Raw genomic sequence first — 20,573 nt, forward strand, 5'->3', positions numbered from 1 at the left:
GTCGTTCCCCACCTCGCTGTGAGGTGAGGCACAGCCGGAACAAGCGGGCGGCGACCGAGGTTGGCGCGGACGGTCAGAGGCGACCCGTTCGCCCGACCACCCCCTCAGGAAGACGTTGATGACTGCCGCTGCGCCCCCCGAGCCGTCGACGACCTCGAGCCCCACCCACTTCGACTCCCTCGGAGCAGACCGGCCGACCCGGGCGAGCTGGGCGCTGTTCGCCCTCGCCGTCGGCGGCTTCGCGATCGGCACGACCGAGTTCGCGTCGATGGGTCTGCTGCCCCAGATCGCCGCCGGGGTCGGCGTCTCGATCCCCACCGCGGGCCACCTCGTCTCCGCGTACGCGCTGGGCGTCGTCGTCGGCGCCCCGCTGATCGCCGCCGTCGCCGCGCGGGTCCCGCGCCGTCAGCTCCTGCTGATCCTCATGCTCGTGTTCCTCGTCGGGAACGCGGCCTCGGCCTTCGCCACGTCGTTCGGCTTCCTGCTGGTCGCGCGGTTCGTCTCCGGGCTGCCGCACGGCGCGTACTTCGGGGTGGCCTCGGTGACCGCCGCCGCCCTGGTGCCCGCCAACCGTCGCGCCTCCGCCGTGGCCCGGGTGATGCTCGGGCTCACGGTGTCGAACATCGTCGGCGTGCCGGTGGCCACCTGGGCCGGGCAGCACCTCGGCTGGCCCGCGCTCTACATCGCCGTCGCGGTCCTCGCGTTCGCGTGCCTGGTCGCCGTGAACACCTGGGTGCCCCCGGTCCGCGTCGGCACCGGGACGGCGAGCGTGCGCTCCGAGCTGAGCGCCCTCGCCCGCCCGCAGGTCTGGTTCGCGCTGGTGACCGGCATGGTCAGCTTCGGCGGCATGTTCGCGACGTACTCCTACATCGCCCCCACGGTGATGACCCTGGCCGGGCTGAGCGAGAACGGTGTGGTCTGGATCCTCGCGTCCTTCGGCGTCGGCTCGACCGTCGGGACCCTGCTGGGCGGGCGGCTCGCCGACCGCGCGCTGGTCCCGACCCTGTTCGCCGGCCTCGTCGCCATCGGCGTGGTCCTCGGCGCGTTCGGCTTCCTGGCCACGACGCCGGTCGGCGCGTTCCTCGCCGTCTTCCTGCTCGGCGGCTCGGGCAGCTTCATGATGCCGGCGCTCCAGACCCGCCTGATGGACGTCGCCGCGGGCGGCCAGTCGCTCGCCGCCGCGCTGATGCACTCCACCCTCAACGTCGCGAACGCGGTCGGCGCCTGGCTCGGCGGCGCCGTGCTCGCCGCGGGCTACTCGTACGCGTGGCCGAGCCGGGTGTCCGTCGTGCTGCCAGTGGTCGGCATCATCATCTTCGCCGTCGGGCTCGCGTTCCAGCGGCGCGAGAAGGCCCGCGAGACCGTCCTCAGCTGACCGCGCCCGCGGCGAACGTGTCGCAGGCGTTCGGGTCGCCGGTGGTGAAGCCGGTCGTGAGCCACTTCTGACGATTCGCCGCGGACCCGTGCGTCCACGACTCCGGGGTCACCTGGCCCTGCATCTTCTTCTGGATCCGGTCGTCGCCGACCGCGGCCGCCGCGTCCAACGCGTCGTCGAGGTCGGCCTGCGTGACCTCGCTGATCGGTGACTGCGGGTCGTTCGTCGCGTGGTTGAACCAGACGCCGGCGTAGCAGTCCGCCTGGAGCTCGAGCCGGACGCCCGGCGAGGTCGGTCCCGTCCCGCCGCTGCCGCCCTGGACCCGGCGCAGCGTGCCCTCGAGGTCCTGCACGTGGTGGCCGAACTCGTGGGCCAGCACGTACGCCTCCGCCGCGTCCCCACCCTGGGCGCCGAGCTTGGTCGTGAGCTCGTCGAAGAAGCCGAGGTCGAGGTAGACCGCGGTGTCGCCGGAGCAGTAGAAGGGCCCGACCTCCGACGTCGCCGTGCCGCACGCGGTGGAGATCTGCCCGGTGAAGGTGTTGACTTTGATGACCTGGTAGTCGGGCACCGCGTCGCCCCAGTAGTCCTGGATCGAGTTCGTGTAGGCCACGAAGCGGCAGTTCCGGTCGGTGCCGATGTCGCTGCCCCGGGTGCACTGCGCGAAGGGCGAGGACGCGGCCTGGCTCGACCCGGGCTGCTGCCCCGGCTGGGCGTCCGTGCCGAGCAGGTCGCCGGGGTTGACGCCGAGCAGCAGGGCGAGGATCAGCACGACCACGCCGGCCCCGCCGCCGATCGCGATCTTGCCACCGCCGCCGGAACGGCCGCCGACCTGCGACGGGTCCAGGTTCGCGCCCTCGTTGTACTTCACGACGCACAGTGTGGCCGAGACCGGCGGCTGACGTCAGATCCCGGCGCCGAGCTCCCGTGAGAGCACGAGGCCCGCGCCGCCGAGCAGAGCGATCTGGTCGCCGCTCTCCCCCAGGACGACGGTCGTCGGGAGGCCGCGTCGCGGGCTGAAGGTGGTCAGCCAGTGCTGCAGCCGGCTTCGCATGAGCTCGCCACCAGCCGCCACATCACCGTGGACGACGTACGTGCCCGAGGCCAGCATGTGCTCGTTGTTCGCCATCCCGATGGCGAGATTCCGCGCGTAGAGGTCGAGCAGGTCAGAGGCCGCCGCATCGCCAGTTCCCGCGGCACGGGACAACCGTGCAGCGCCCACGGTCTGCGGGTCTTCGACACCGCGCCGCTCCGCCTCCCGACGCAGCCACAGCACGCTCGCCACCGTCTCCCAGCACCCGTGCCGACCGCAGAGGCACAGCTCACCGCCCATGTCGACGACCGTGTGGCCGTACTCACCACCGGCACCGGCCGGGCCGGCGATGATCTGGCCCTCGTGCACGATGCCCATGCCCAGGGCCTCGCCGGTGTAGACGGACGCGAAGCTCGGCAGGTGGCGTCCGTACCCGAACCACTTGTCGCCGAGCGCCTGGACGCGAGGGTGGTGGTCGACGGCGACCGGCACCCCGAACCTCTCGGCCAGCACAGGTCCCAGCGGGTAGTGGTTCAGCACCGGCGCGAGGTGCAGGGAGATGATCGTGCCCGACGTGGTGTCCACCATGCCCGAGGCGGCGATGCCGATCCCGAGCAGCGGCCGGTCCCCGAAGCAGCGCGCGGCCAGCGCCAGCACCGTCTCCTCCAGGTCTTCGATGCTCTGCCCCGGGTCGAGGGGGGCGTGCTCGGACGCGTGGGTCGTACCGTCCATCCCGATGCGCGCCACCGCGACGGCCTGGGCCGCCAGCCGCATGGCCCCCAGCTCGAGCCCGTCGGCGTTGAACCACAGCGGTCGGGCCGGCTTGCCCCCGTGCGGAGAAGCGGCGACCTGCTCCCCCTCAACGAGCGTCCGGTTGTCGATCAGCGGGTGGAGGATCGAGGCGATGGTGGCGCGGTTGACGTTCAGCGCCCGGGCGAGCTGCGCCCGGCTGGACGGTCCGTTCTGGTGCAGCAGCTCGAGCACGCGCGACCGGTTCACCTGCCCGATGCTCGCGGGGTTGAGCAGCCCCGCGTCGCGCTTGACCGTCGGCATGGTCGAGGTCGCCCTTCCTGCGTGAGGCGCAGGACGCCCCGAGATGGTTCACATGATCGTAATTGCGGACCCTGGACAGCCCCTCCACGGTATGTAAGAGTTCACAACATACCTTCTGGGTGCCCGTCCTGATCCTGGCTCCCGGGACCCCGAGCTCGCATACGAAGGCGGTACCGCATGGTCTTCCCCGCACGCCCTCAGGTCGTCGTCGTCGGCGGTGGCATCCGTGGCTCCATGTTCGCGACCACGGTGCTCCAGCACCCGGACGCGGTGCTGGTCGCGCTCTGCGACCCGTCGCCGGCCGTGCGCGACCGGAACGCGACGACGCTGGGCGTCCCCGTCCACGCCGACGTCGAGACCATGCTCAGCGCCCACCCGGACGCCACCGCCGCCATCATCGCCACCCCGGACTTCGCCCACCGCGACGTCGCCGTGGCCTGCGCTTCCCGAGGTCTGGACCTGCTGGTGGAGAAGCCGCTGGCGACGACCACGGAGGACGCCGAGGCGATCCGCGCAGCGGCCGAGGAGTCGGGTTCGCGGGTCGTGGTCGGCTTCGAGAACCGCTGGAACCAGAAGTTCCTCGAGGTCCGGGACCAGCTCGCCCAGGCGGCGGCAGGACGCGTCGTCGCCCAGGTCGTGAACCTCAACGACACGCGGTGGGTGCCCACCGAGATGCTGTCCTGGGCCTCGAAGAGCTCGCCGGCCTGGTTCCTGATGCCCCACAGCCTCGACCTGACCATGTGGTTGACCGGCACCCATCCCGTCGAGGTGTTCGCTCGGGGCACGAAGCGGGTGCTGCCCGAGCTGGGCGTCGACACCTGGGACGCCGTGACCGCCTCGTTCGCCATGTCGGACGGGTCGACCGTCGTGCTCAACTCGTCCTGGGTGCTGCCGGAGACCGCTCCGTCGGTCTTCGACTTCCGCTACGAGGTGCAGACCGAGAGCTCGGTCTACCACTTCGACATCTCCCACGACGGGGTCACCCGCTACGACCCCGACGGCATCAGCTGGCTGCAGTTCGGCGTGCACGAGCGTCACGGCCGGCTGCGCGGAGTGCCGATCGACATGGCCTCGGACTTCATCGCCGCGCTGAACGGCGAGGAACGCGACCTGCCGGACGCCGCCTATGGGTGTCGCATCACGGCCGCCATCGAGGCCGTGCACGCCAGCCTCGCCACTGGTCTCCCGCAGCCTCTCTGACCACCCACCCCACACCTCGGAGGAACGCCATGCCCACACCGCTCACCCGCCGTCGCCTGCTCTCCTTGAGCGGCCTCGCCGTCGGTGCGGTCGCCCTCGGCGGCTGCGTCAGTGCCAACGACAGCTCCAGCAACGGCGCGTCCGGCGCGGCGTCAGAAGGTCCGCTCAAGCCGGGCAGCGCGCCGACCGGCGAGATCACGATCGTGGACGACAACACGAACAAGCTCTTCCAGGCCTCGACGATCGCCGCCTTCGAGGCCAAGACCGGCATCAAGGTGAAGTCCTACACGCAGGGCAACTTCAACGACCTGCACGACCGCTACGCCACCCTGTTCGCCGCGCAGGACAGCAGCATCGACGTGGTGATGACGTGGGCGGGCTGGTCGGCCGAGTTCGGCCAGGCAGGCTGGCTGCAGGAGCTGGACAGCTCCGCGGTCCCGGCGGACCTGATCAAGCCGGCCCTGGACGCGGTGTCGTGGCAGGGCAAGGTCTACGGGCTGCCGAAGTTCTCCAGCGTGCAGACCATGTTCTGGTCGAAGCCGCTGTTCGAGCAGGCTGGGGTCGACCCGACGAAGGGCCCCGAGAGCTGGGACGAGTTCGTCAGCACCGCCAAGGCGCTGACCACCAAGGACCGGTACGGCTACGCCTGCGACATCGGCAACGCGGCGGGTGCCTACCAGAACTTCCTGCGCGTGCTGCTGCTCAACGGCGGCGACATGTACGACGCGGACTACAAGCCGATCTTCAACAGCGAGCAGGGTGTCCAGGCGCTGTCCAACTTCGTCGACCTGCTGCAGGTGCACAAGGTCATGGACCCCTCCTCCCTGCAGATCAGCAACGCCTCCGACCTCGGCGACCTGTTCGCCAAGGGCCGGACCGGGATGGTCTTCAACTGGCCCTTCCAGTACGCGGTCGCCACCGCTCAGGGCTCAGCCCTGGACGCGAGCACGGTCGGCAACGGCCTGATCCCCGGCATGGGGGTCCGGTCGGCATCCATCGACGGCTCCGAGGGCTTCGCCGTCAGCAAGTTCAGCAAGAACAAGGAGGCGGCACTCGCCTGGCTGCAGTTCGTGGCGACCGGTGACGTGCAGAAGCAGATCGTCACCCAGGAGGGCTGGTTCCCGGTCTCCGAGCCGGTGCTGACCGACCCGGCGAGCGTCAAGGCGCTTCCGGTGCTGAAGACCTACCAGGAGTCGACGGCGTACGCGACCAAGCGCTGGGGCACCCCGTGGTCGAGCGAGCTCGACCAGCTGATGTCGGTCCAGATCATCAACGCGATGAACAAGAAGACGACGCCGAAGGAGGCGCTGGACACGCTGGCGACCCAGACGCAGGCCCTGGTCGACAAGTACCTGAAGCGGTAGGACTCGGAAGGCAGGACGGAGGAGCAGCACGATGGCGAGGAGGGGACGATGACGGTGACGACACGCGCCGACGTACGACGACGGCGTGACCTCCGCTTCGGGCTGGGCCTCTCCCTGCCCGCGGTGGCGGTCGTGGTGCTGCTGCTCGGCTACCCGATGGGCTACGCCCTGTACATGTCGGGCTTCAGCTGGAACGACAAGCTCGGGTCCTACCACCCGTTCGTCGGCCTGGCCAACTACGGCGACCTGCTCAGCGACCCCGCCGTGCATCGTGCGGTCGGGCGGACGCTCTACTTCTCCGCGTTCACCGTGCTCGGCGGCGTGGCCCTCGCCGTGCTGATCGCCGTGCTGCTCAACGTCGAGTTCCGCGGCCGCACCCTCGTCCGGGTGCTGCTGCTCGTGCCGTGGGCCGTGCCGCCCGTGGTGAACGGCATCATGTGGAAGCTGATCTTCGACGGCTCGAGCGGGATCATGAACACGATCTTGCTCAGCACCGGGGTGATCGACACCCGGGTGCAGTGGCTGGCCGACCCGGGCCTGACGATGAACGTGCTGATCTTCGCCGAGATGTGGAAGCTCCTGCCGTTCCTGTGCCTGCTGATGCTGGCCGGCCTGCAGGGGATCCCGAGCAACATCTACAAGGCGGCCCGGATCGACGGGGCCAACGGCTGGCAGCGGTTCCGCAAGATCACCCTGCCCAACCTGAGGGGACCGATCATGTTCGCGCTGATCGTGCAGTCGATGTGGTCGCTGAAGGTCTTCGACACGATCTTCGTCCTGACCGGCGGCTCCGGCGGCCCGGCCGAGGGCACGACCACGATCAACTTCCTGGCCTACCTCGTCACCTTCAGCAACCTGGACCGCGGCTACGGTGCCAGCCTCGCCGTCGCGGCGATGGTCCTGATCATCCTCGTGACCCTGTTCTGGATCCTGCTGCTCGGGCGACGGGGCGACGACCGGACGGAGGCGCGGTGAGCACGCTGACGACGCCTGCGGGCACGACGAGCGGACCACGGGCGAGCACGCCGGGGGACGCGGGCCGTCGGCGCCGTCGCCGGCTGGGGACCGTGGGCCACCGCGTGCTGGTCGCGCTCCTGCTGGTGTACCTGCTGGCCCCGTTCCTGTGGATGCTCGTGTACAGCCTGTACCCGTCATCGGCGCTCCAGCAGGCGCACCCGGACCTGGACCCCGCCCTGCTGACCGGAGCCTCGTACGGGCGGCTGCTGTCGGACTCCTCGTTCCTGGTCCCGATGGCCAACTCGGCCATCGTGGGGATCTCGACCACGGTCGTCTGCATGGTGCTCGGCTCGGCCTGCGCCTACGCCTTCGCCCGCTACCGCTTCCGCGGGCGGAACGCGCTGCTGCTCGGGATGCTGACGGTGCAGGCCATCCCGGTCATCGTGCTGGCCGTGCCGCTGTTCATCCTGCTGCGCGCCTTCGGCCTGTACGACCAGCTGGGCGGGCTCGTCGTCACCTACACCGCGTTCATCCTCCCGCTGGTGGTGTGGATGCTCGTCGGCTTCTTCGACGAGATCCCGCCGAGCCTGGAGCGGGCGGCCCGGATCGACGGCTGCAACCGCCTGCAGATCATGGTCAAGATCGCCTTCCCCCTGGCCGCCCCCGGGCTGGCCGCGACGGCGATCCTGGCCTTCATCACCAGCTGGAGCGACTTCTTCCTGGCGAAGGTGCTGACCTCCACCGCGGCGACGACGCTGCCGGTGAAGACGGCCGCGTTCCAGGGTCTGTTCGCCATGGACTACACGTCGGCGGCGACCGCGGGAGTCATCACCGCGGTGCCGGTGCTCGTCCTCGCGCTGGTGGCGCAGAAGTGGATCATCCATGGCCTCGTCGAAGGTGCGGTGAAGGGGTAGAGATGGCAGAGATCGAGCTCGTGCACGTGGAGAAGACCTACGGCGGCCGCAAGGGTGGTGCGCCTGCCGTGCAGGACCTGAGCTACACCATCGGCGACGGGCAGTTCGTCTCGTTGCTCGGGCCGTCGGGGTGCGGCAAGTCGACCACCCTGAACATGATCGCCGGCCTGGAGGACATCACGTCCGGCGAGATCCTGATCGACGGCGAGCGCGTCGACGACCTCGACGCGGACAAGCGCGACCTCGCGTTCGTGTTCCAGGACTACGCGCTCTACCCGCACATGAACGTCTACGAGAACATCGCTTTCGGGCTGCGGATGCGGAAGGTCCCCAAGGCCGAGCTCGACCAGCGGGTGCACGACGCCGCCCGTCGGCTCGACATCGAGCACGTGCTGCGCGACAAGCCGCGTCGGCTGTCGGGCGGCCAGCGGCAGCGGGTCGCGCTGGCCCGGGCCATCGCCCGGCGGCCCGCGGTGTTCCTGTTCGACGAACCGCTGTCCAACCTGGACGCCCTGCTGCGCGACCAGACCCGGAGCGAGCTCAAGCTGCTGCACGCCGAGCTCGGGGCGACCAGCGTCTACGTCACCCACGACCAGGAGGAGGCGATGACGCTCTCCGACCGCATCGTCGTGATGAGCCGCGGCAGGCTCGAGCAGTACGGGACGCCGTACGAGATCTACCACCAGCCGGCCACCGAGTTCGTCGCCTCCTTCGTCGGCAAGCCCCGGATGAACCTGCTGCCCGCGCAGCGGGACGGGGACGGGCGGTACGCGATAGCCCGTTCGACCCTGCGGGTCGGGCTCCCCGCGTCCGCCGACGAGGTCCGGGTCGGCCTGCGGCCCGAGGAGTGCGGTCTCGTCGCCGCGCCGGGGTCCGACGCCCACGGCACTGTCAAGGTGATCGAACCGCTCGGTAACGCCTCCGACGTGACCGTCGATCTCGGGACCGCCCTGTTCGCCGTGCGCGTGCCCGGTTTCGGCACGTTCCAGGTCGGAGACCCGGTGAAGATCGACACCTCGGCGGCCCGGTTGCACACCTTCGACCCCGCGTCCGGGACGCGTCTGGCCGACTGACCCCAACCCCGGGCGGTCGACCGTCTGACCGAGGGTCAGAAGGGTCCGACCGCTCCCCCGACGCACTGCACCGCGGCGCTGACGCCGCCCGCCCCTGGACACCGGGAGAACTCGTGACCGTCACCGACCACGGCCTGCACACCGAAGCCGAGATCCTCCAGCAGCCCGTGCTGTGGCCGGAGGTGGCCCGCCTGGTGGCCGACCACCGGACCGAGCTGGAGGCCCTGCTCGGACCGCTGCTGAACGATCCGACCAGCCGGATCCTGCTCTGCGGCGCCGGTACGAGCGCGTACGCCGGGCAGGTCGCGGGCTCTGCGCTGTCGACGGCTCTGGGCCGTCAGGTCGAGGCGGTGGCGACGACCGACCTGGTCACCGCCCCTGCCGCCCACCTCGTCCCCGACGTGCCCACGCTGATCGTGTCCTTCGCCCGCTCGGGCAACAGCCCGGAGAGCCTGGCCGCGACCGAGCTGGCCGACCAGCTGCTCGGCGACGTCCGACACCTGGTCCTCACCTGCGACTCCGAGGGCGGGCTGGCGCGTGCGCACCGTGGTCGCGCCACGTCTGTGGTCCTGCTGATGCCGCCCGCGGCGAACGACCGGGGCTTCGCGATGACGTCCAGCTTCACGTGCATGACCCTGGCGGCCCTGCTGGCCCTCGGGGGCTCCGACGAGGGGACGGCCGACCGGGTGGAGCAGCTGTCAGGAGCAGCAGCGATGCTGCTCGCCGACCGGGCGCAGATCGCCGAGCTGGCCGGTCTCCGCCCCGACCGGGTCGTGTACCTCGGGAGCGGAGCTCTGACCGGGCTGGCCCGGGAGTCCGCCCTCAAGCTGACCGAGCTCACGGCGGGCGAGGTGGTCACCCTGGCCGAGTCCTCGCTCGGCTTTCGCCACGGACCGAAGTCGGTCCTCACGCCGCGCACCCTCACCGTCGTCTACGTCTCCAACGACTCGTACACCCGGCGTTACGACGTCGACCTGCTCGCCGAGCTGACCGCCGGCCAGGACCCTGGCCCGGTGCTGGCCGTCGACGGTTCAGGTCGTGCCGACCTGCCCGGGTCGGTCCACGTGCTCCGGCTGAGAGGCGTCGCCGACCTGCCCGACGCGTGGTGGGGACTGCCTGCCGTCCTCGTCGCTCAGCTGATCGGTCTGGAGAGCTCGCTGCTGCGCGGTCACACCCCGGACAACCCGTTCCCGACCGGCGAGGTCAACCGCGTCGTGCAGGGTGTCACGATCCACCCCTGGCAGCACGACCCGCGATGAGCGAGGCGCTCTTCCTGGGAGTCGACGGCGGCGGCACCAAGACCGCGCTCTGCCTCGTCACCCCTGACGGCCGGGTGGCCGCCCACCGGATCGCCGGCAGCGTCTACTACGCCGGCCAGAGCGTCGACCTCGTCGCCGACGTGCTCACGCCAGCGGTCGCGGCACTTTGCGCCGACGCGGGCGTCACACCCGCCTCGGTCACTCACGCCTTCTTCGCCCTGCCTGGCTACGGCGAGTCGAGCACAGACCGTCCCCTGCTCGACGCCGCGCCGCTACGGGTGCTCGGGCACGACCGCTACTCCTGCGACAACGACATGGTGGCCGGCTGGGCCGGTTCGCTCGGAGCGCTCGACGGCATCAACGTCATCAGCGGCACCGGCTCGATGACCTACGGCGAGCGCCAGGGACGCCGCGTGCGCGTGGGCGGCTGGGGTGCGTTGTTCGGGGACGAGGGGTCCGCCCACTGGATCGCGGTCCGAGGGCTGAACGCGTTCTCGCGGATGAGTGACGGGCGGTTGCCTCCGGGTCCCTTGCTGGAGGTTCTGCTGGAGCACCTCCGACTACCGAGCGACCTCGACCTCGTCGACGTCGTGCTGCTCCGCTGGCGCTCGGACCGCGCCCGCGTGGCCGGTCTGTGCCGACAGGTCGTCGAGGCGGCCGACGCGGGCGACGAGGTGGCCGCCGCCATCCTCGACGAAGCCGCCCACGAGCTCGCGCTGCTCGTCTCCCGCACCCGCGCACAGCTCGGGTTCACCGTCGACGACGCGGTCCGCGTCTCCTGGTCGGGCGGCACCTTCGCCGCTGACCGGATCCGCGAGGGCTTCAGCCGTGCGCTGCTCGCGCAGCACCCGAACGACGACCTGCGCGAGCCGCTGCTCCCGCCCGTGATCGGCGCCGCCCTCTACGCGGCGCGACTGGCCGGTCGGCCACTGGACACCCCGGCGTTCAGCCGCCTCACCGCAGCGACCCGCACCCTACCGACGGCATCCTCGACGGCCTGATCGGCGTCGTCGAACTTCTGTGCGGTTGACGACACCACAGGTCGGTCCGGCGTCGGAAGTTCCGCGCGGGGTCCCCGGAATAGCGGGCGCGGCGCTGCGGTTTGGATCGACAAGAAGTTGAGCGTTCAACTAGGAGCGACCATGCAGTTCGGGATCTTCACCGTCGGCGACGTCACGACCGACCCCACCACCGGGCGTACGCCGTCCGAGGCCGAGCGGATCAAGGCGATGGTGACCATCGCCCAGAAGGCCGAGGAGGTCGGGCTCGACGTCTTCGCTACCGGCGAGCACCACAACCGGCCCTTCGTTCCGTCCTCGCCGACCACGATGCTCGGCTACATCGCCGCGAAGACCTCGCGGCTGCTGCTGTCGACGTCCACGACGCTGATCACGACCAACGACCCGGTCAAGATCGCCGAGGACTACGCGATGCTGCAGTACCTGGCCGACGGTCGCGTCGACCTCATGATGGGCCGCGGCAACACCGGGCCGGTCTACCCCTGGTTCGGCAAGGACGCGCGCGACGGCATCGCCCTCGCCGTCGAGAACTACGCCCTGCTGCGTCGGCTGTGGACCGAGGACGTCGTCGACTGGACCGGTGAGTTCCGGACGCCGCTGCAGGGCTTCACCTCGACGCCGCGGCCGCTCGACGGCGTACCCCCGTTCGTCTGGCACGGCTCGATCCGGAGCCCCGAGATCGCCGAGCAGGCCGCGTACTACGGCGACGGCTTCTTCGCCAACCACATCTTCTGGCCGACCCACCACTTCCAGCGTCTGGTCGGCTTCTACCGCGACCGCTTCGCGTTCCACGGCCACGGCACGCGTGACCAGGCGATCGTGGGCCTGGGCGGTCAGGCGTTCATCCGGCCCAAGAGCCAGGACGCCGTGCGCGAGTTCCGCCCCTACTTCGACTCGGCGCCGGTCTACGGCCACGGCCCCGCGCTGGAAGACTTCATGCGCGAGACGCCGCTGACCGTCGGCAGCCCGCAGGAGGTCATCGAGCGGACGATGACGTTCCGCGAGCACTTCGGCGACTACCAGCGTCAGCTGTTCCTGGCCGACCACGCGGGCCTGCCGCTCAAGACCGTGCTCGAGCAGCTCGACCTGCTGGGCGAGCACGTCGTGCCGGTGCTACGCCGCGAGATGGACGCGCTGCGTCCCGCGCACGTCCCCGACGCGCCCACGCACGCCTCGCGGGTGCTGGCCGCCCAGAGCCCGGCCCCCACCGCGCAGCTGACCACGGCGGGGCGTGCGGCATGACCCGCCGCATCGTCGTCGTCAGCGCCGGCCTCGGCCAGCCGTCCTCGAGCCGGCTGCTGGGCGACCGCCTCGCCGCTGCGGCGGCCCGTGCGCTGCGGGCGGAGGGCGAGCAGGTCGAGGTGGACGTGGTCGAGCTCCGCGAGCTCGCGGTCGACCTGGCCAACCAGCTGGTGACCGGCTTCCCCGGTGCCCGCCTCGCCGCCGTGCTCGACCGGGTCGCCGCCGCGGACGCGGTGGTCGCGGTCACCCCGGTCTTCAACGCCTCGTACAGCGGGCTGTTCAAGATGTTCGTCGACGCGCTGTCGGTCGGCTCGCTCGACGGCGTCCCGGTGCTGCTGGGGGCGACCGGCGGCAGCGCACGGCACTCGCTCGTCCTGGAGCACGCGCTGCGACCGCTGTTCGCCTACCTGCGCGCGACGACCACGTCCACCGGCGTGTTCGCGGCGACGGAGGACTGGGGCTCCCCCGGCGAGCTCGACACCCGGGTCGACCGGGCGGGCCGGGAGCTGGCCGTGCTGGTCGCCGGCCTCGCCCGACCGGCCGCCGTCGACCCGTACGACGTGAGCGCCGTCAGCGCGCGCTTCTCCGCGCTGTCGGCGTAGGCCGGGTGCGGCGGAGCCAGAGCAGCCCGAGGACCGGCAGGACGAGCGGCACGAAGCCGTACCCGCTCCCGTAGAGCGACCAGACGGTCGCTCGCGGGAACGCGGCCGGGTCGAGCACGCTCAGGGTGCCGACGGTCAGGACGCCGACGAGCTCGACGCTCACCGCGACCAGGGCCACCCGCCGCGAGGTGGCCGTGCCACGCGCCAGCGTGAACGTCGCGACGATGTAGACGATCCCGGCGACCAGGGAGAGCACGTACGCGAGCGGCGCCTCGTCGTAGCTCGTGACGAGCTGCGTGACCCCGCGGGCCGTCGCCGCGAGGGCGAAGAGGCCGTAGACCGCCACCAGCGCGCGGCCGGGGCCGGAGCTCGTCCGCGGCGGCTTCGCGGTCCCCGGGTCGGTGGTCGTGGGGTCGGGGGCGGCGGGGTCAGGGGTGGCGGCGGGCTCGCCGACGGGGGTGCTCACGCCGGCACCCACAGCACGACCAGCCGGAACGTCATCGCCGCGACCGCAGCGGCGGCGACCGCGAGCACGACGCCGGAGAACCGGGTGCGCTCGGCGTTGGCCCAGAACCAGGCCACCGGGATCAGCACGAGGATGCCGATCAGGTAGCCGATCGTCGTGGCGAGCTCGGCGGGCCGGAAGCCACGGACCAGGCCGACCAGCGCGATGACCGACTGCACGAGGACGACGAGCTCGAGGAACGCGGCGTACAGCAGCTGCGCCTTGCCCGGGGCGCGGTCGAGGACGGCGGTCAGCAGCCCCCAGCACATGGACACCAGGGCGAGGGCGGCGACGGCGTAGCCCAGCGGTGCGATCACGCTGGTCCTCCACGCTCGGGTCTGGTCGGCACGAGGCCCCAGGCTACGACGCGCCCGCGAGCCGTTCTGTCGCGCGCCACTAGATTAGGCGCGTGGACCCCGAAGATCATCTCGCTGCGCGCCCGGCCGGCGCGCAGATGCGGGTGATCGGGGTGGCAGCCAAGGGTCGTCGCGTGTTCGACCAGCCGCTCGGGCACGGCGTCGACCCGCGGGTGCTGGCGTACGAGTCGGGGTGGGTCGTCCTGCGCCCGGTCGAGGCCGACCTGGACGAGCACGACACGCTGCGCCTCGTGCTCAAGGTGCGGCACCGCCGCAAGGGCGACGGCCACCCGCGGACGCGGCGGCCCGGACGCGACCGCGGGCTGGCGACCTCGACCGACGACCCGCCTGTGGTGCGGCAGCGCTTCGCCGCGTACGCGGTCGTCGAGTCCGAGCTCGGCCTGCTGGCCACGGAGTACTCCGACCTCACCGCCGTCTCCGGCCGCTGGGGCATGCCCGGCGGCGGCATCGACGAGGGCGAGGCGCCCGTCGCGGCGGTCGTGCGCGAGGTGCACGAGGAGACCGGCCAGCCCGTCGACGTCGGCGACCTCGTGCTCGTGCAGAGCTCGCACTGGGTGGGCCGCAGCCCGCACGGCGGCGTCGAGGACTTCCACGCCGTACGCCTCATCTACCGCGGCACCTGCCCCGACCCCACCGACCCGGTCGTCCACGACCAGGGCGGCACGACCGCGGCCGCGAAGTGGGTGCCCAAGGCGGCCTGGCAGGACCTCACCTGGACCGCCAACTGGCGCCAGGCGCTCCGACGCCTCATGAGGTAGCGGAGCTGTGCTGTCTGTCCTCGCTCCGCTCGGACGCGGCCCGCGCTCTGACCCGATGCCTTCCTCCCTCCCGCGCAGGACGAAAAGCGTGTCCTGCGCGTCCGGTCGTCCAGGCACCGGCGCGCGAACCGGCGGTGGTCGATTCTGCGAAACGCCCTGCTGACCCTCTCTAGCTCACATCGCTGAGGAGATCCTGGCGGGTGAGGACGCCGGCGGGGCGGCCGTCGTCGAGGACGAGCAGAGCGTCGCCGTCGACGAGGAGCTCGACGGCGCGGGTGACCGGCTCGGTGGCGCCGAGGGTGGGGAGCGGCGGTTCCATGGCCCGTTCGACCGGGTCGGCGAGGCGGACCTTCTGGCTGAAGAGGGCGCCGAGCAGGCCGCGCTCGCTGACCGAGCCCACGACCTCGGCGGCCATGACCGGCGGCTCGGCGCGGACGACGGGCATCTGGGAGACGCCGTACTCACGCAGGATCTCCACGGCCTGGGCCACGGTCTCGCCGGGGTGGGTGTGCACGAGGTCGGGCAGGCGGCCGGCCTTCTCGCGCAGCACGTCACCGACCACGCGGACCGGCCCCTCGGGCCGCGGCGCGAAGCCGTACCGCGCGAGCCAGCCGTCGTCGAAGATCTTGCCCAGGTAACCGCGACCACCGTCGGGCAGCAGCACGACGATCACCGCGTCGGGGTCGTCGAGCTCGGCGGCCAGCCGGGTCGCGGCGACCGTGGCCATCCCGCAGGAACCCCCCACCAGCAGCGCCTCGGTCCGGGCGAGCCGGCGCGTCATGGCGAACGAGTCGCCGTCGGAGACCTCGATGACGCGGTCGGCGATCGTGGGGTCGTACGTCGAGGGCCAGAAGTCCTCCCCCACGCCCTCGACGAGGTACGGCCGCCCGTCGCCGCCGGAGTAGACCGAGCCGGTCGGGTCGGCGCCGACGACCTGGACGCGGCCGCCGGACACCTCCTTGAGGTAGCGCCCGGCGCCGCTGATCGTGCCGCCCGTGCCCATCCCGGCGACGAAGTGCGTGATGCGCCCCTCGGTCTGCGCCCAGATCTCCGGGCCGGTCGTCTCGTAGTGGCTCAGCGGGTTGTTGACGTTGCTGTACTGGTCGGGCTTCCAGGCGCCGGGGATCTCGCGGGCGAGGCGGGCCGAGGTCGAGTAGTAGGACGTCGGGTCGTCGGGGTCGACGGCCGTGGGGCAGACGACGACCTCCGCCCCGTACGCGGCGAGCACGTTCCGCTTCTCCTCGCCGACCTTGTCGGGGCAGACGAAGACGCACCGGTAGCCCTTGGCCTGCGCCACGATCGCGAGCCCGACGCCCGTGTTCCCGCTGGTCGGCTCGACAATGGTCCCGCCCGGGAGGAGCAGCCCCTCGCGCTCGGCCGCCTCGACCATGCGGACGGCGATGCGGTCCTTGACCGAGCCGCCGGGGTTCAGGTACTCGACCTTGGCCAGGACGAGTCCCTTCGACCCGTCGGTGACCTTGGACAGCTGGACCAGCGGGGTGTTGCCGACGAGGTCCATGACGTTGGTGACGTACTGCACCCCCCGACTCTACGGAGCGTTCGGCACCGCTGGGTTCAGCTCGGGTGGTTCAGCTCCGCGGTGTCGAGCCCGGTGCGAGGACGGCGTCCGCGGCCCGGCGCCCCGAGACGAGCGCACCCTGGATCGACGCCGTGTCGCGGTGGTCGCCCGCCACGAACAGCCCTTCGTCGAGCGCGGCCGGCTGCCGTACGTCGAGCGGCGCCGGCTGGGCCGGGAGCGCGGCGGCCACCACGTGCGTCGTCACGAGCTCCCAGCGCTCCGTGCCAACGCCGTAGACGAGACCGGCCTGGGTCCGCGCGGAACGTTCCGTGGCGGCGGAGCCGTCGGCCCCGAGCACCGTCACCTGCACCAGCGCACGACCGGCGGGCGCGTACGAGGGGGCCGCGTTCGTCATGACGGCCGTGTTGACCAGCGGGCCGCGGTGGTCGGCGTCGAGGTGCAGCAGGTTGCGCGCGCTCGGGGGCTCGTCGGCGGCGTACCAGAACGTGGTGAGCGCCTTCATCCGCGGCGCATCGGCCCCGGTCAGCTCGCCGGCGGTGGCCGGGTCGGCCGCGACGACGACCGCCCGGGCGGCCAGCTCGCCGTCGTCGGTCCGGACGGATCGGCCCGTCACGCCGTGCACGCGGACGCCGAGGCGGACCGTCCCGGCGGGGAGCGACGCGGCGACCAGCTCGGGGAGCCGCCCCATCCCGAGCGAGGGGACGGACGGCGAGCCGAGGACGAAGGAGCGGACGAGCAGCCGGGCGAGGCGGGCGGAGCTCGAGCCGTCGCTCTCGGCGAGGACGCCGGTCAGGAACGGGTCGACGACGCCGGCGCGGAGCCGACCGGTCACCCCGAACGCGTCGAGCTCCTCGGTGCGCGACCGGTCCGGCCGGGCCAGCTGCGTCCGGACGGGGACCAGGGTCAAGGCGGCCCAGGCGGCGAAGCGGACCTTCTCGGCGAAGGTCCCGAGCGGCGCCCGCAGCGACGCGACCATCAGCGAGGGCTCGCGGCGCGGGTCGGCGAGGATCGACCGCGTCCGCCCGTGCGCGACGACGACGCCGGCCCCGAAGGCGTGGAGGTCGAGCGCTCCGACGTCCACGACGTGCTTCAGCGCGGGGTAGGCCGGGTTGAGCAGCTGGAAGCCACGGTCGCAGCGGAAGCCGTCCACCACGTCGGTCCGGACCCGACCGCCCACGCCGTCGGACGCCTCGAGCACGACCACCTCGACGCCGGACCGGACGAGGTGCTGCGCGCAGGCGAGGCCGGCGAGGCCGGCGCCCACGACGATGACCGGGGCGTCGTTGCTCATGCCCCCCATCCTGCCCAGTCCACGGAAGAGCACGCCAACCTCTTCGAGGCCCTTCGACAAGCTCAGGGAGCGTGTTCGGCGCGTCGAACGCGCCCTGATCTGGTCGAACGGCCCGGAGCGGGTCGGCTTGCACCCCCAGAACGCACGAGGGCCGCGTCCCCCAGGAGGGAGACGCGGCCCGCGTACGTGGTTCGAGCGAGGACTACCGGCGGATGTAGGAGATCAGCCGGAGGAGCTCGATGTAGAGCCAGACCATCGTGACGGTCAGGCCGAAGGCCGCCCGCCAGGACTCGCTGGCCGGGGCGCCCATCTCGACGCCACGCTCGACGTAGTCGAAGTCGAGGATCAGGTTGAGCACGGCCAGGACGATCGCGACGGCCGAGACCAGCAGCGACAGGCCGCTGACCGGGCCGGTGATCCCGCTGCGCAGGCCACCGCTGCCGGTGACGAGCGAGAAGATGAAGTTGACCAGCATCAGACCGGCGAACGCGGCGGTCGAGATGAAGACGATCTTGGTGAACTTCGCCGTCACGCGGATGTTGAAGAACTTGTACGCCGCGAGCGTCACGCCCGCCGCGACGAAGGTGGCCACGACCGCCTGGGCGACGATGCCGGTGTAGACCGACTCGAAGACCTTGCTGATCATGCCGATGAAGACACCCTCGATGGCCGCGTACAGCACGACCAGGGCGGGCGAGACGACCCGGCGGAACGAGACGAGCAGCACCACGCCGAAGCCGACGAGGGCCGACAGGATCATCGCCGGGAAGTAGAGGCTGTCCGGGACGAAGTTCCACGCGAGGGCCGCGGTGATCACCAGGACGGCGATCGTCACGGCGGTCTTGGTGATGACGTCGTCCAGGGTCATCCGGCCCTGGACCGTCTGGCTCGCGTTCGAGCGGGGGTCCTGCGGACCGCCGAAGCCGCCACCCTGGCCCGGGCAGCCCTGGTAGGGCTGCTGGCCGTACTGGGGTGCTGCGGGGGTGAACGCGTCCTTCTTGGAGAGGATCGGGTTCGAGCTGCGCAACATGGTGTTGGGGTCCTCCTGGGTGAGGCGCTCTGGAGCTTGCCGGGAAGGCCAACCCGCGCGCCGTGCTTCCAGTGTAGACAACGAACGGACCCGGGTCGCGTGTTCCCCCGCCGCCCCGACCCTGGATCTCCCCTGGTCAGACGCATGTTCGGGCTATGGTTCGGGGCTCTCGGCGTGCCCCCGGCGGGACTCGAACCCGCACTGGAGCGGGTTTAAGCCGCCTGCCTCTGCCGTTGGGCTACGAGGGCCGCGCCGAGCGTCGTGAGCCTAGTGCCGGAGCGCCGTCCGCTCAGCGCACGGAGGCCTGGGGCGCCTCGGGCGTCGGCGAGGCGGTCTCCCCGGCCAGGCGGTTCCGGGTCTCGGGGGGCAGCGCGGCCACGTTCCCGGTGTCGGTGCGGGCGTCGACGACGACCTCGCCGTCGGGCTCGAGGTGCACCGCCTGCACGCCGGTGACCAGGCCGGTCGCCAGGTCCGAGAAGTAGAAGTACGAGTCCGCCCGCACCAGCGGCGGGCTGAAGGGCGTGCTGAACGAGGCCAGCGTCGGCTGCTTGACCCCGCCCGAGGTGCCCTGCTGCATCCCGACGGTCCAGGAGCCGTCGGCGTGGGTGACGACGGTCGGGCCCAGCTGGGCGTGCATGTGGCCCCACAGCACGAGCGCGGCGGGCGGGTCGGGCGCCTTCATGATCTCGGCCGCGGCGGTCGGCTGGTGGACGAGGATCGCGTCGACGGGCCGCGTCCGGGCCGCCTGGACCATCCGCTGCCCGAGCTGGGCCTCGTCCTCGGGCCGGTCGAGGGTGCGTTCCACGCTGAAGGGCACCTGGCGCTCGGGGTCGTCGTCGCCGAGGACGTCCCAGTCCCCGACCTGTGCGGCGCTCCCGTCGAGGACCGTGGCCCCCGCCGCGCGGAGCTGCGCCTCGGTGACGTCGGAGTCGTGGTTGCCCGTCGCCACCGCGAACGGCCGGCCGCCGGGGATCCCCGCCTCGCGCCGGATGCAGCCCCGCTCGGCCGCGGTCCCGTTGACGGTGTCGTCGCCCGAGTCGAGGACGACTGCCGGATCGGTGACCGCGACGAGCCGCGACATCAGCTCGGTGGTCGCCTGGTTGCAGTGCAGGTCGCTGAAGCCGTACGCCATCGTCTCGCCGGGGCGGGGACGCGGGAGCACCGCGAGCTGGGCGGACAGGCTCTGCGTCGCCGTCTCGACCCACGCCGCGACCGCCGCCTGCTGCCGGGCGCTGAGGATCCGGATGCCGGAGACGCCGCGCCCGAGGAGGTCGGCGAGCAGCGGGCTGTCGACGCTGATCGTCGGGCTGGCGTCGGGCAGCGGGAGGTCGATCGGGATGCGGGGCCCGTCGGGGCGCGTGGGCACGAGGACCCCGCCGACGACGACCGCCATCACCACGCCGTAGACGGCGAGCGTGCGGCGGCGCGTCACCCGCCGCACCACCCACGGCGCCAGGAGGCGCGACCGCAGGCTCCACACCGCGAACCCGACGAGCAGCACCGCCTCGGCCACGGCCGTCCGCTCGAGCGCGTCACGCTGGAGCCGCTCGACGACGCCCCGGACCGCCTCCTCGGGGTCGGTGTAGAGGGCGGTGTAGGCGGCGAGCGTCTCGTTCGAGAAGAGCGAGCCGAGCGTCGAGCCGGACTCCCCCACCCCGCCCACGGTCGCCCGGAGGCCGACCGGGGCGTACGGGCTGGGGAGGTAGGCCCGGCCGAGCGGGCCCAGGTCGATCTCGATCTCGCCGCTGTAGTCGGCGGCGAGCGACACCCGGTTGGGCCCGAGGTAGTCGTCGACCCGGGCGTGCCCGACGCCCCACGCGGCGGCGAGCGGCAGCGCCAGCACGGCGGCGACGAGGGTCACGGCCAGGGCGCGACCGGTGCTGGCCAGGAGCGTGCGGCGCGAGCGGACCCGCGCGGCGTGCCGCGCGAGCACGCTGCCCAGCCGACGCGTACGCACGCCACCAGTGTGCGGAAGCCGTGTGTC

General features: G+C 71.9%; 19 protein-coding genes and 1 tRNA gene. 11 read left to right on the top strand and 9 right to left on the bottom strand.

The annotated features are described in order from the left end of the window. Positions 1-118: 118 nt before the first annotated feature. Complete coding sequence (locus FHX39_RS17460) at positions 119-1,375, top strand: MFS transporter (protein ID WP_183340501.1); 1,257 nt, start codon at positions 119-121, stop codon at positions 1,373-1,375. Here FHX39_RS17460 and ypfJ read toward each other — a convergent pair. Together ypfJ and FHX39_RS17470 are read right to left on the bottom strand one after the other, a co-directional pair. Beyond that, positions 1,368-2,243, bottom strand: coding sequence for a KPN_02809 family neutral zinc metallopeptidase (gene ypfJ / locus FHX39_RS17465; protein WP_183340503.1), 876 nt, complete (start codon positions 2,241-2,243; stop codon positions 1,368-1,370). The two genes, FHX39_RS17460 and ypfJ, sit on opposite strands and share 8 nt — an antisense overlap. Before the next feature lie 33 nt (positions 2,244-2,276). Then, positions 2,277-3,458, bottom strand: a complete 1,182-nt coding sequence (locus FHX39_RS17470; protein WP_183340505.1) for an ROK family protein — start codon at positions 3,456-3,458, stop codon at positions 2,277-2,279. A 177-nt stretch (positions 3,459-3,635) separates the two neighbouring features. On the opposite strand from FHX39_RS17470, the gene FHX39_RS17475 reads away from it, so the two are divergent. The 9 genes from FHX39_RS17475 to FHX39_RS17515 all read left to right on the top strand — a co-directional run bounded on the left by FHX39_RS17475 (position 3,636) and on the right by FHX39_RS17515 (position 13,088). Further along, positions 3,636-4,658, top strand: a complete 1,023-nt coding sequence (locus tag FHX39_RS17475) for a Gfo/Idh/MocA family protein (RefSeq protein ID WP_183340507.1) — start codon at positions 3,636-3,638, stop codon at positions 4,656-4,658. Positions 4,659-4,687: 29 nt separating this feature from the next. After that, positions 4,688-6,022, top strand: coding sequence for an ABC transporter substrate-binding protein (locus FHX39_RS17480; protein ID WP_183340509.1), 1,335 nt, complete (start codon positions 4,688-4,690; stop codon positions 6,020-6,022). A gap of 48 nt (positions 6,023-6,070) precedes the next feature. After that, on the top strand, positions 6,071-6,997 hold the full coding sequence (locus FHX39_RS17485; protein WP_183340511.1) for a carbohydrate ABC transporter permease: 927 nt from the start codon (positions 6,071-6,073) through the stop codon (positions 6,995-6,997). After that, positions 6,994-7,893 carry a carbohydrate ABC transporter permease gene (locus FHX39_RS17490; RefSeq protein WP_183340513.1) on the top strand — a complete coding sequence of 300 codons (900 nt, stop codon included), beginning with the start codon at positions 6,994-6,996 and terminating at the stop codon, positions 7,891-7,893. Before FHX39_RS17485 ends, FHX39_RS17490 begins: the two co-directional genes overlap by 4 nt. Before the next feature lie 2 nt (positions 7,894-7,895). Continuing rightward, positions 7,896-8,966, top strand: coding sequence for an ABC transporter ATP-binding protein (locus FHX39_RS17495; RefSeq protein ID WP_183340515.1), 1,071 nt, complete (start codon positions 7,896-7,898; stop codon positions 8,964-8,966). A gap of 113 nt (positions 8,967-9,079) precedes the next feature. Continuing rightward, a complete protein-coding gene (locus FHX39_RS17500; protein WP_183340517.1) occupies positions 9,080-10,225 on the top strand; it encodes an SIS domain-containing protein in 1,146 nt (381 codons plus the stop codon). Further along, on the top strand, positions 10,222-11,226 hold the full coding sequence (locus FHX39_RS17505) for an N-acetylglucosamine kinase (protein ID WP_183340519.1): 1,005 nt from the start codon (positions 10,222-10,224) through the stop codon (positions 11,224-11,226). The genes FHX39_RS17500 and FHX39_RS17505 overlap by 4 nt, the downstream gene beginning before the upstream one ends. Positions 11,227-11,367: 141 nt before the next feature. Then, on the top strand, positions 11,368-12,486 hold the full coding sequence (locus FHX39_RS17510) for an LLM class flavin-dependent oxidoreductase (RefSeq protein WP_183340521.1): 1,119 nt from the start codon (positions 11,368-11,370) through the stop codon (positions 12,484-12,486). Then, positions 12,483-13,088 (top strand): CE1759 family FMN reductase, encoded by a 606-nt coding sequence (locus FHX39_RS17515; protein WP_183340523.1) that lies wholly within the window; start codon positions 12,483-12,485, stop codon positions 13,086-13,088. Before FHX39_RS17510 ends, FHX39_RS17515 begins: the two co-directional genes overlap by 4 nt. On the opposite strand, the gene FHX39_RS17520 is transcribed toward FHX39_RS17515, so the two are convergent. Together FHX39_RS17520 and FHX39_RS17525 are read right to left on the bottom strand one after the other, a co-directional pair. Next, the gene (locus tag FHX39_RS17520) at positions 13,057-13,554 is read right to left on the bottom strand and encodes a hypothetical protein (protein WP_332836910.1); all 498 of its coding nucleotides are present in this window, start codon (positions 13,552-13,554) and stop codon (positions 13,057-13,059) included. The two genes, FHX39_RS17515 and FHX39_RS17520, sit on opposite strands and share 32 nt — an antisense overlap. Beyond that, complete coding sequence (locus FHX39_RS17525) at positions 13,551-13,910, bottom strand: hypothetical protein (protein ID WP_183340525.1); 360 nt, start codon at positions 13,908-13,910, stop codon at positions 13,551-13,553. The genes FHX39_RS17520 and FHX39_RS17525 overlap by 4 nt, the downstream gene beginning before the upstream one ends. A 92-nt stretch (positions 13,911-14,002) precedes the next feature. Here FHX39_RS17525 and FHX39_RS17530 point away from each other — a divergent pair, with 92 nt between their 5' ends. Continuing rightward, positions 14,003-14,728, top strand: a complete 726-nt coding sequence (locus tag FHX39_RS17530) for an NUDIX hydrolase (protein ID WP_332836911.1) — start codon at positions 14,003-14,005, stop codon at positions 14,726-14,728. A gap of 169 nt (positions 14,729-14,897) precedes the next feature. Here the strand turns inward: FHX39_RS17530 and FHX39_RS17535 are convergent, their stop codons facing one another. From FHX39_RS17535 to FHX39_RS22300, 5 genes are all read right to left on the bottom strand, one after another. Then, entirely contained in the window at positions 14,898-16,247 is a 1,350-nt protein-coding gene (locus FHX39_RS17535; RefSeq protein ID WP_198423997.1) for a cystathionine beta-synthase, read from the bottom strand. A gap of 70 nt (positions 16,248-16,317) precedes the next feature. Beyond that, positions 16,318-17,559 carry an NAD(P)/FAD-dependent oxidoreductase gene (locus tag FHX39_RS17540; RefSeq protein WP_183340528.1) on the bottom strand — a complete coding sequence of 414 codons (1,242 nt, stop codon included), beginning with the start codon at positions 17,557-17,559 and terminating at the stop codon, positions 16,318-16,320. A 202-nt stretch (positions 17,560-17,761) separates the two neighbouring features. Continuing rightward, positions 17,762-18,589, bottom strand: a complete 828-nt coding sequence (locus FHX39_RS17545) for a Bax inhibitor-1/YccA family protein (RefSeq protein ID WP_183340530.1) — start codon at positions 18,587-18,589, stop codon at positions 17,762-17,764. A 175-nt stretch (positions 18,590-18,764) separates the two neighbouring features. Then, positions 18,765-18,837 (bottom strand) — tRNA-Leu (locus tag FHX39_RS17550). A gap of 41 nt (positions 18,838-18,878) precedes the next feature. Beyond that, positions 18,879-20,546 carry a metallophosphoesterase family protein gene (locus tag FHX39_RS22300; RefSeq protein ID WP_183340532.1) on the bottom strand — a complete coding sequence of 556 codons (1,668 nt, stop codon included), beginning with the start codon at positions 20,544-20,546 and terminating at the stop codon, positions 18,879-18,881. Positions 20,547-20,573: the final 27 nt, after the last annotated feature.

It is taken from the genome of Microlunatus antarcticus (assembly GCF_014193425.1).
GTDB lineage: Bacteria > Actinomycetota > Actinomycetes > Propionibacteriales > Propionibacteriaceae > Microlunatus > Microlunatus antarcticus.

Excerpts from the sequence above, each read along its gene's own strand:
- FHX39_RS17460 (WP_183340501.1), top strand. The coding sequence starts at position 119 with ATGACTGCCGCTGCGCCCCCCGAGCCGTCGACGACCTCGAGCCCCACC.
- FHX39_RS17470 (WP_183340505.1), bottom strand. The coding sequence starts at position 3,458 with ATGCCGACGGTCAAGCGCGACGCGGGGCTGCTCAACCCCGCGAGCATC.
- FHX39_RS17475 (WP_183340507.1), top strand. The coding sequence starts at position 3,636 with ATGGTCTTCCCCGCACGCCCTCAGGTCGTCGTCGTCGGCGGTGGCATC.
- FHX39_RS17480 (WP_183340509.1), top strand. The coding sequence starts at position 4,688 with ATGCCCACACCGCTCACCCGCCGTCGCCTGCTCTCCTTGAGCGGCCTC.
- FHX39_RS17485 (WP_183340511.1), top strand. The coding sequence starts at position 6,071 with ATGACGGTGACGACACGCGCCGACGTACGACGACGGCGTGACCTCCGC.
- FHX39_RS17495 (WP_183340515.1), top strand. The coding sequence starts at position 7,896 with ATGGCAGAGATCGAGCTCGTGCACGTGGAGAAGACCTACGGCGGCCGC.
- FHX39_RS17505 (WP_183340519.1), top strand. The coding sequence starts at position 10,222 with ATGAGCGAGGCGCTCTTCCTGGGAGTCGACGGCGGCGGCACCAAGACC.
- FHX39_RS17510 (WP_183340521.1), top strand. The coding sequence starts at position 11,368 with ATGCAGTTCGGGATCTTCACCGTCGGCGACGTCACGACCGACCCCACC.
- FHX39_RS17515 (WP_183340523.1), top strand. The coding sequence starts at position 12,483 with ATGACCCGCCGCATCGTCGTCGTCAGCGCCGGCCTCGGCCAGCCGTCC.
- FHX39_RS17535 (WP_198423997.1), bottom strand. The coding sequence starts at position 16,247 with ATGGACCTCGTCGGCAACACCCCGCTGGTCCAGCTGTCCAAGGTCACC.
- FHX39_RS17540 (WP_183340528.1), bottom strand. The coding sequence starts at position 17,559 with ATGAGCAACGACGCCCCGGTCATCGTCGTGGGCGCCGGCCTCGCCGGC.
- FHX39_RS17545 (WP_183340530.1), bottom strand. The coding sequence starts at position 18,589 with ATGTTGCGCAGCTCGAACCCGATCCTCTCCAAGAAGGACGCGTTCACC.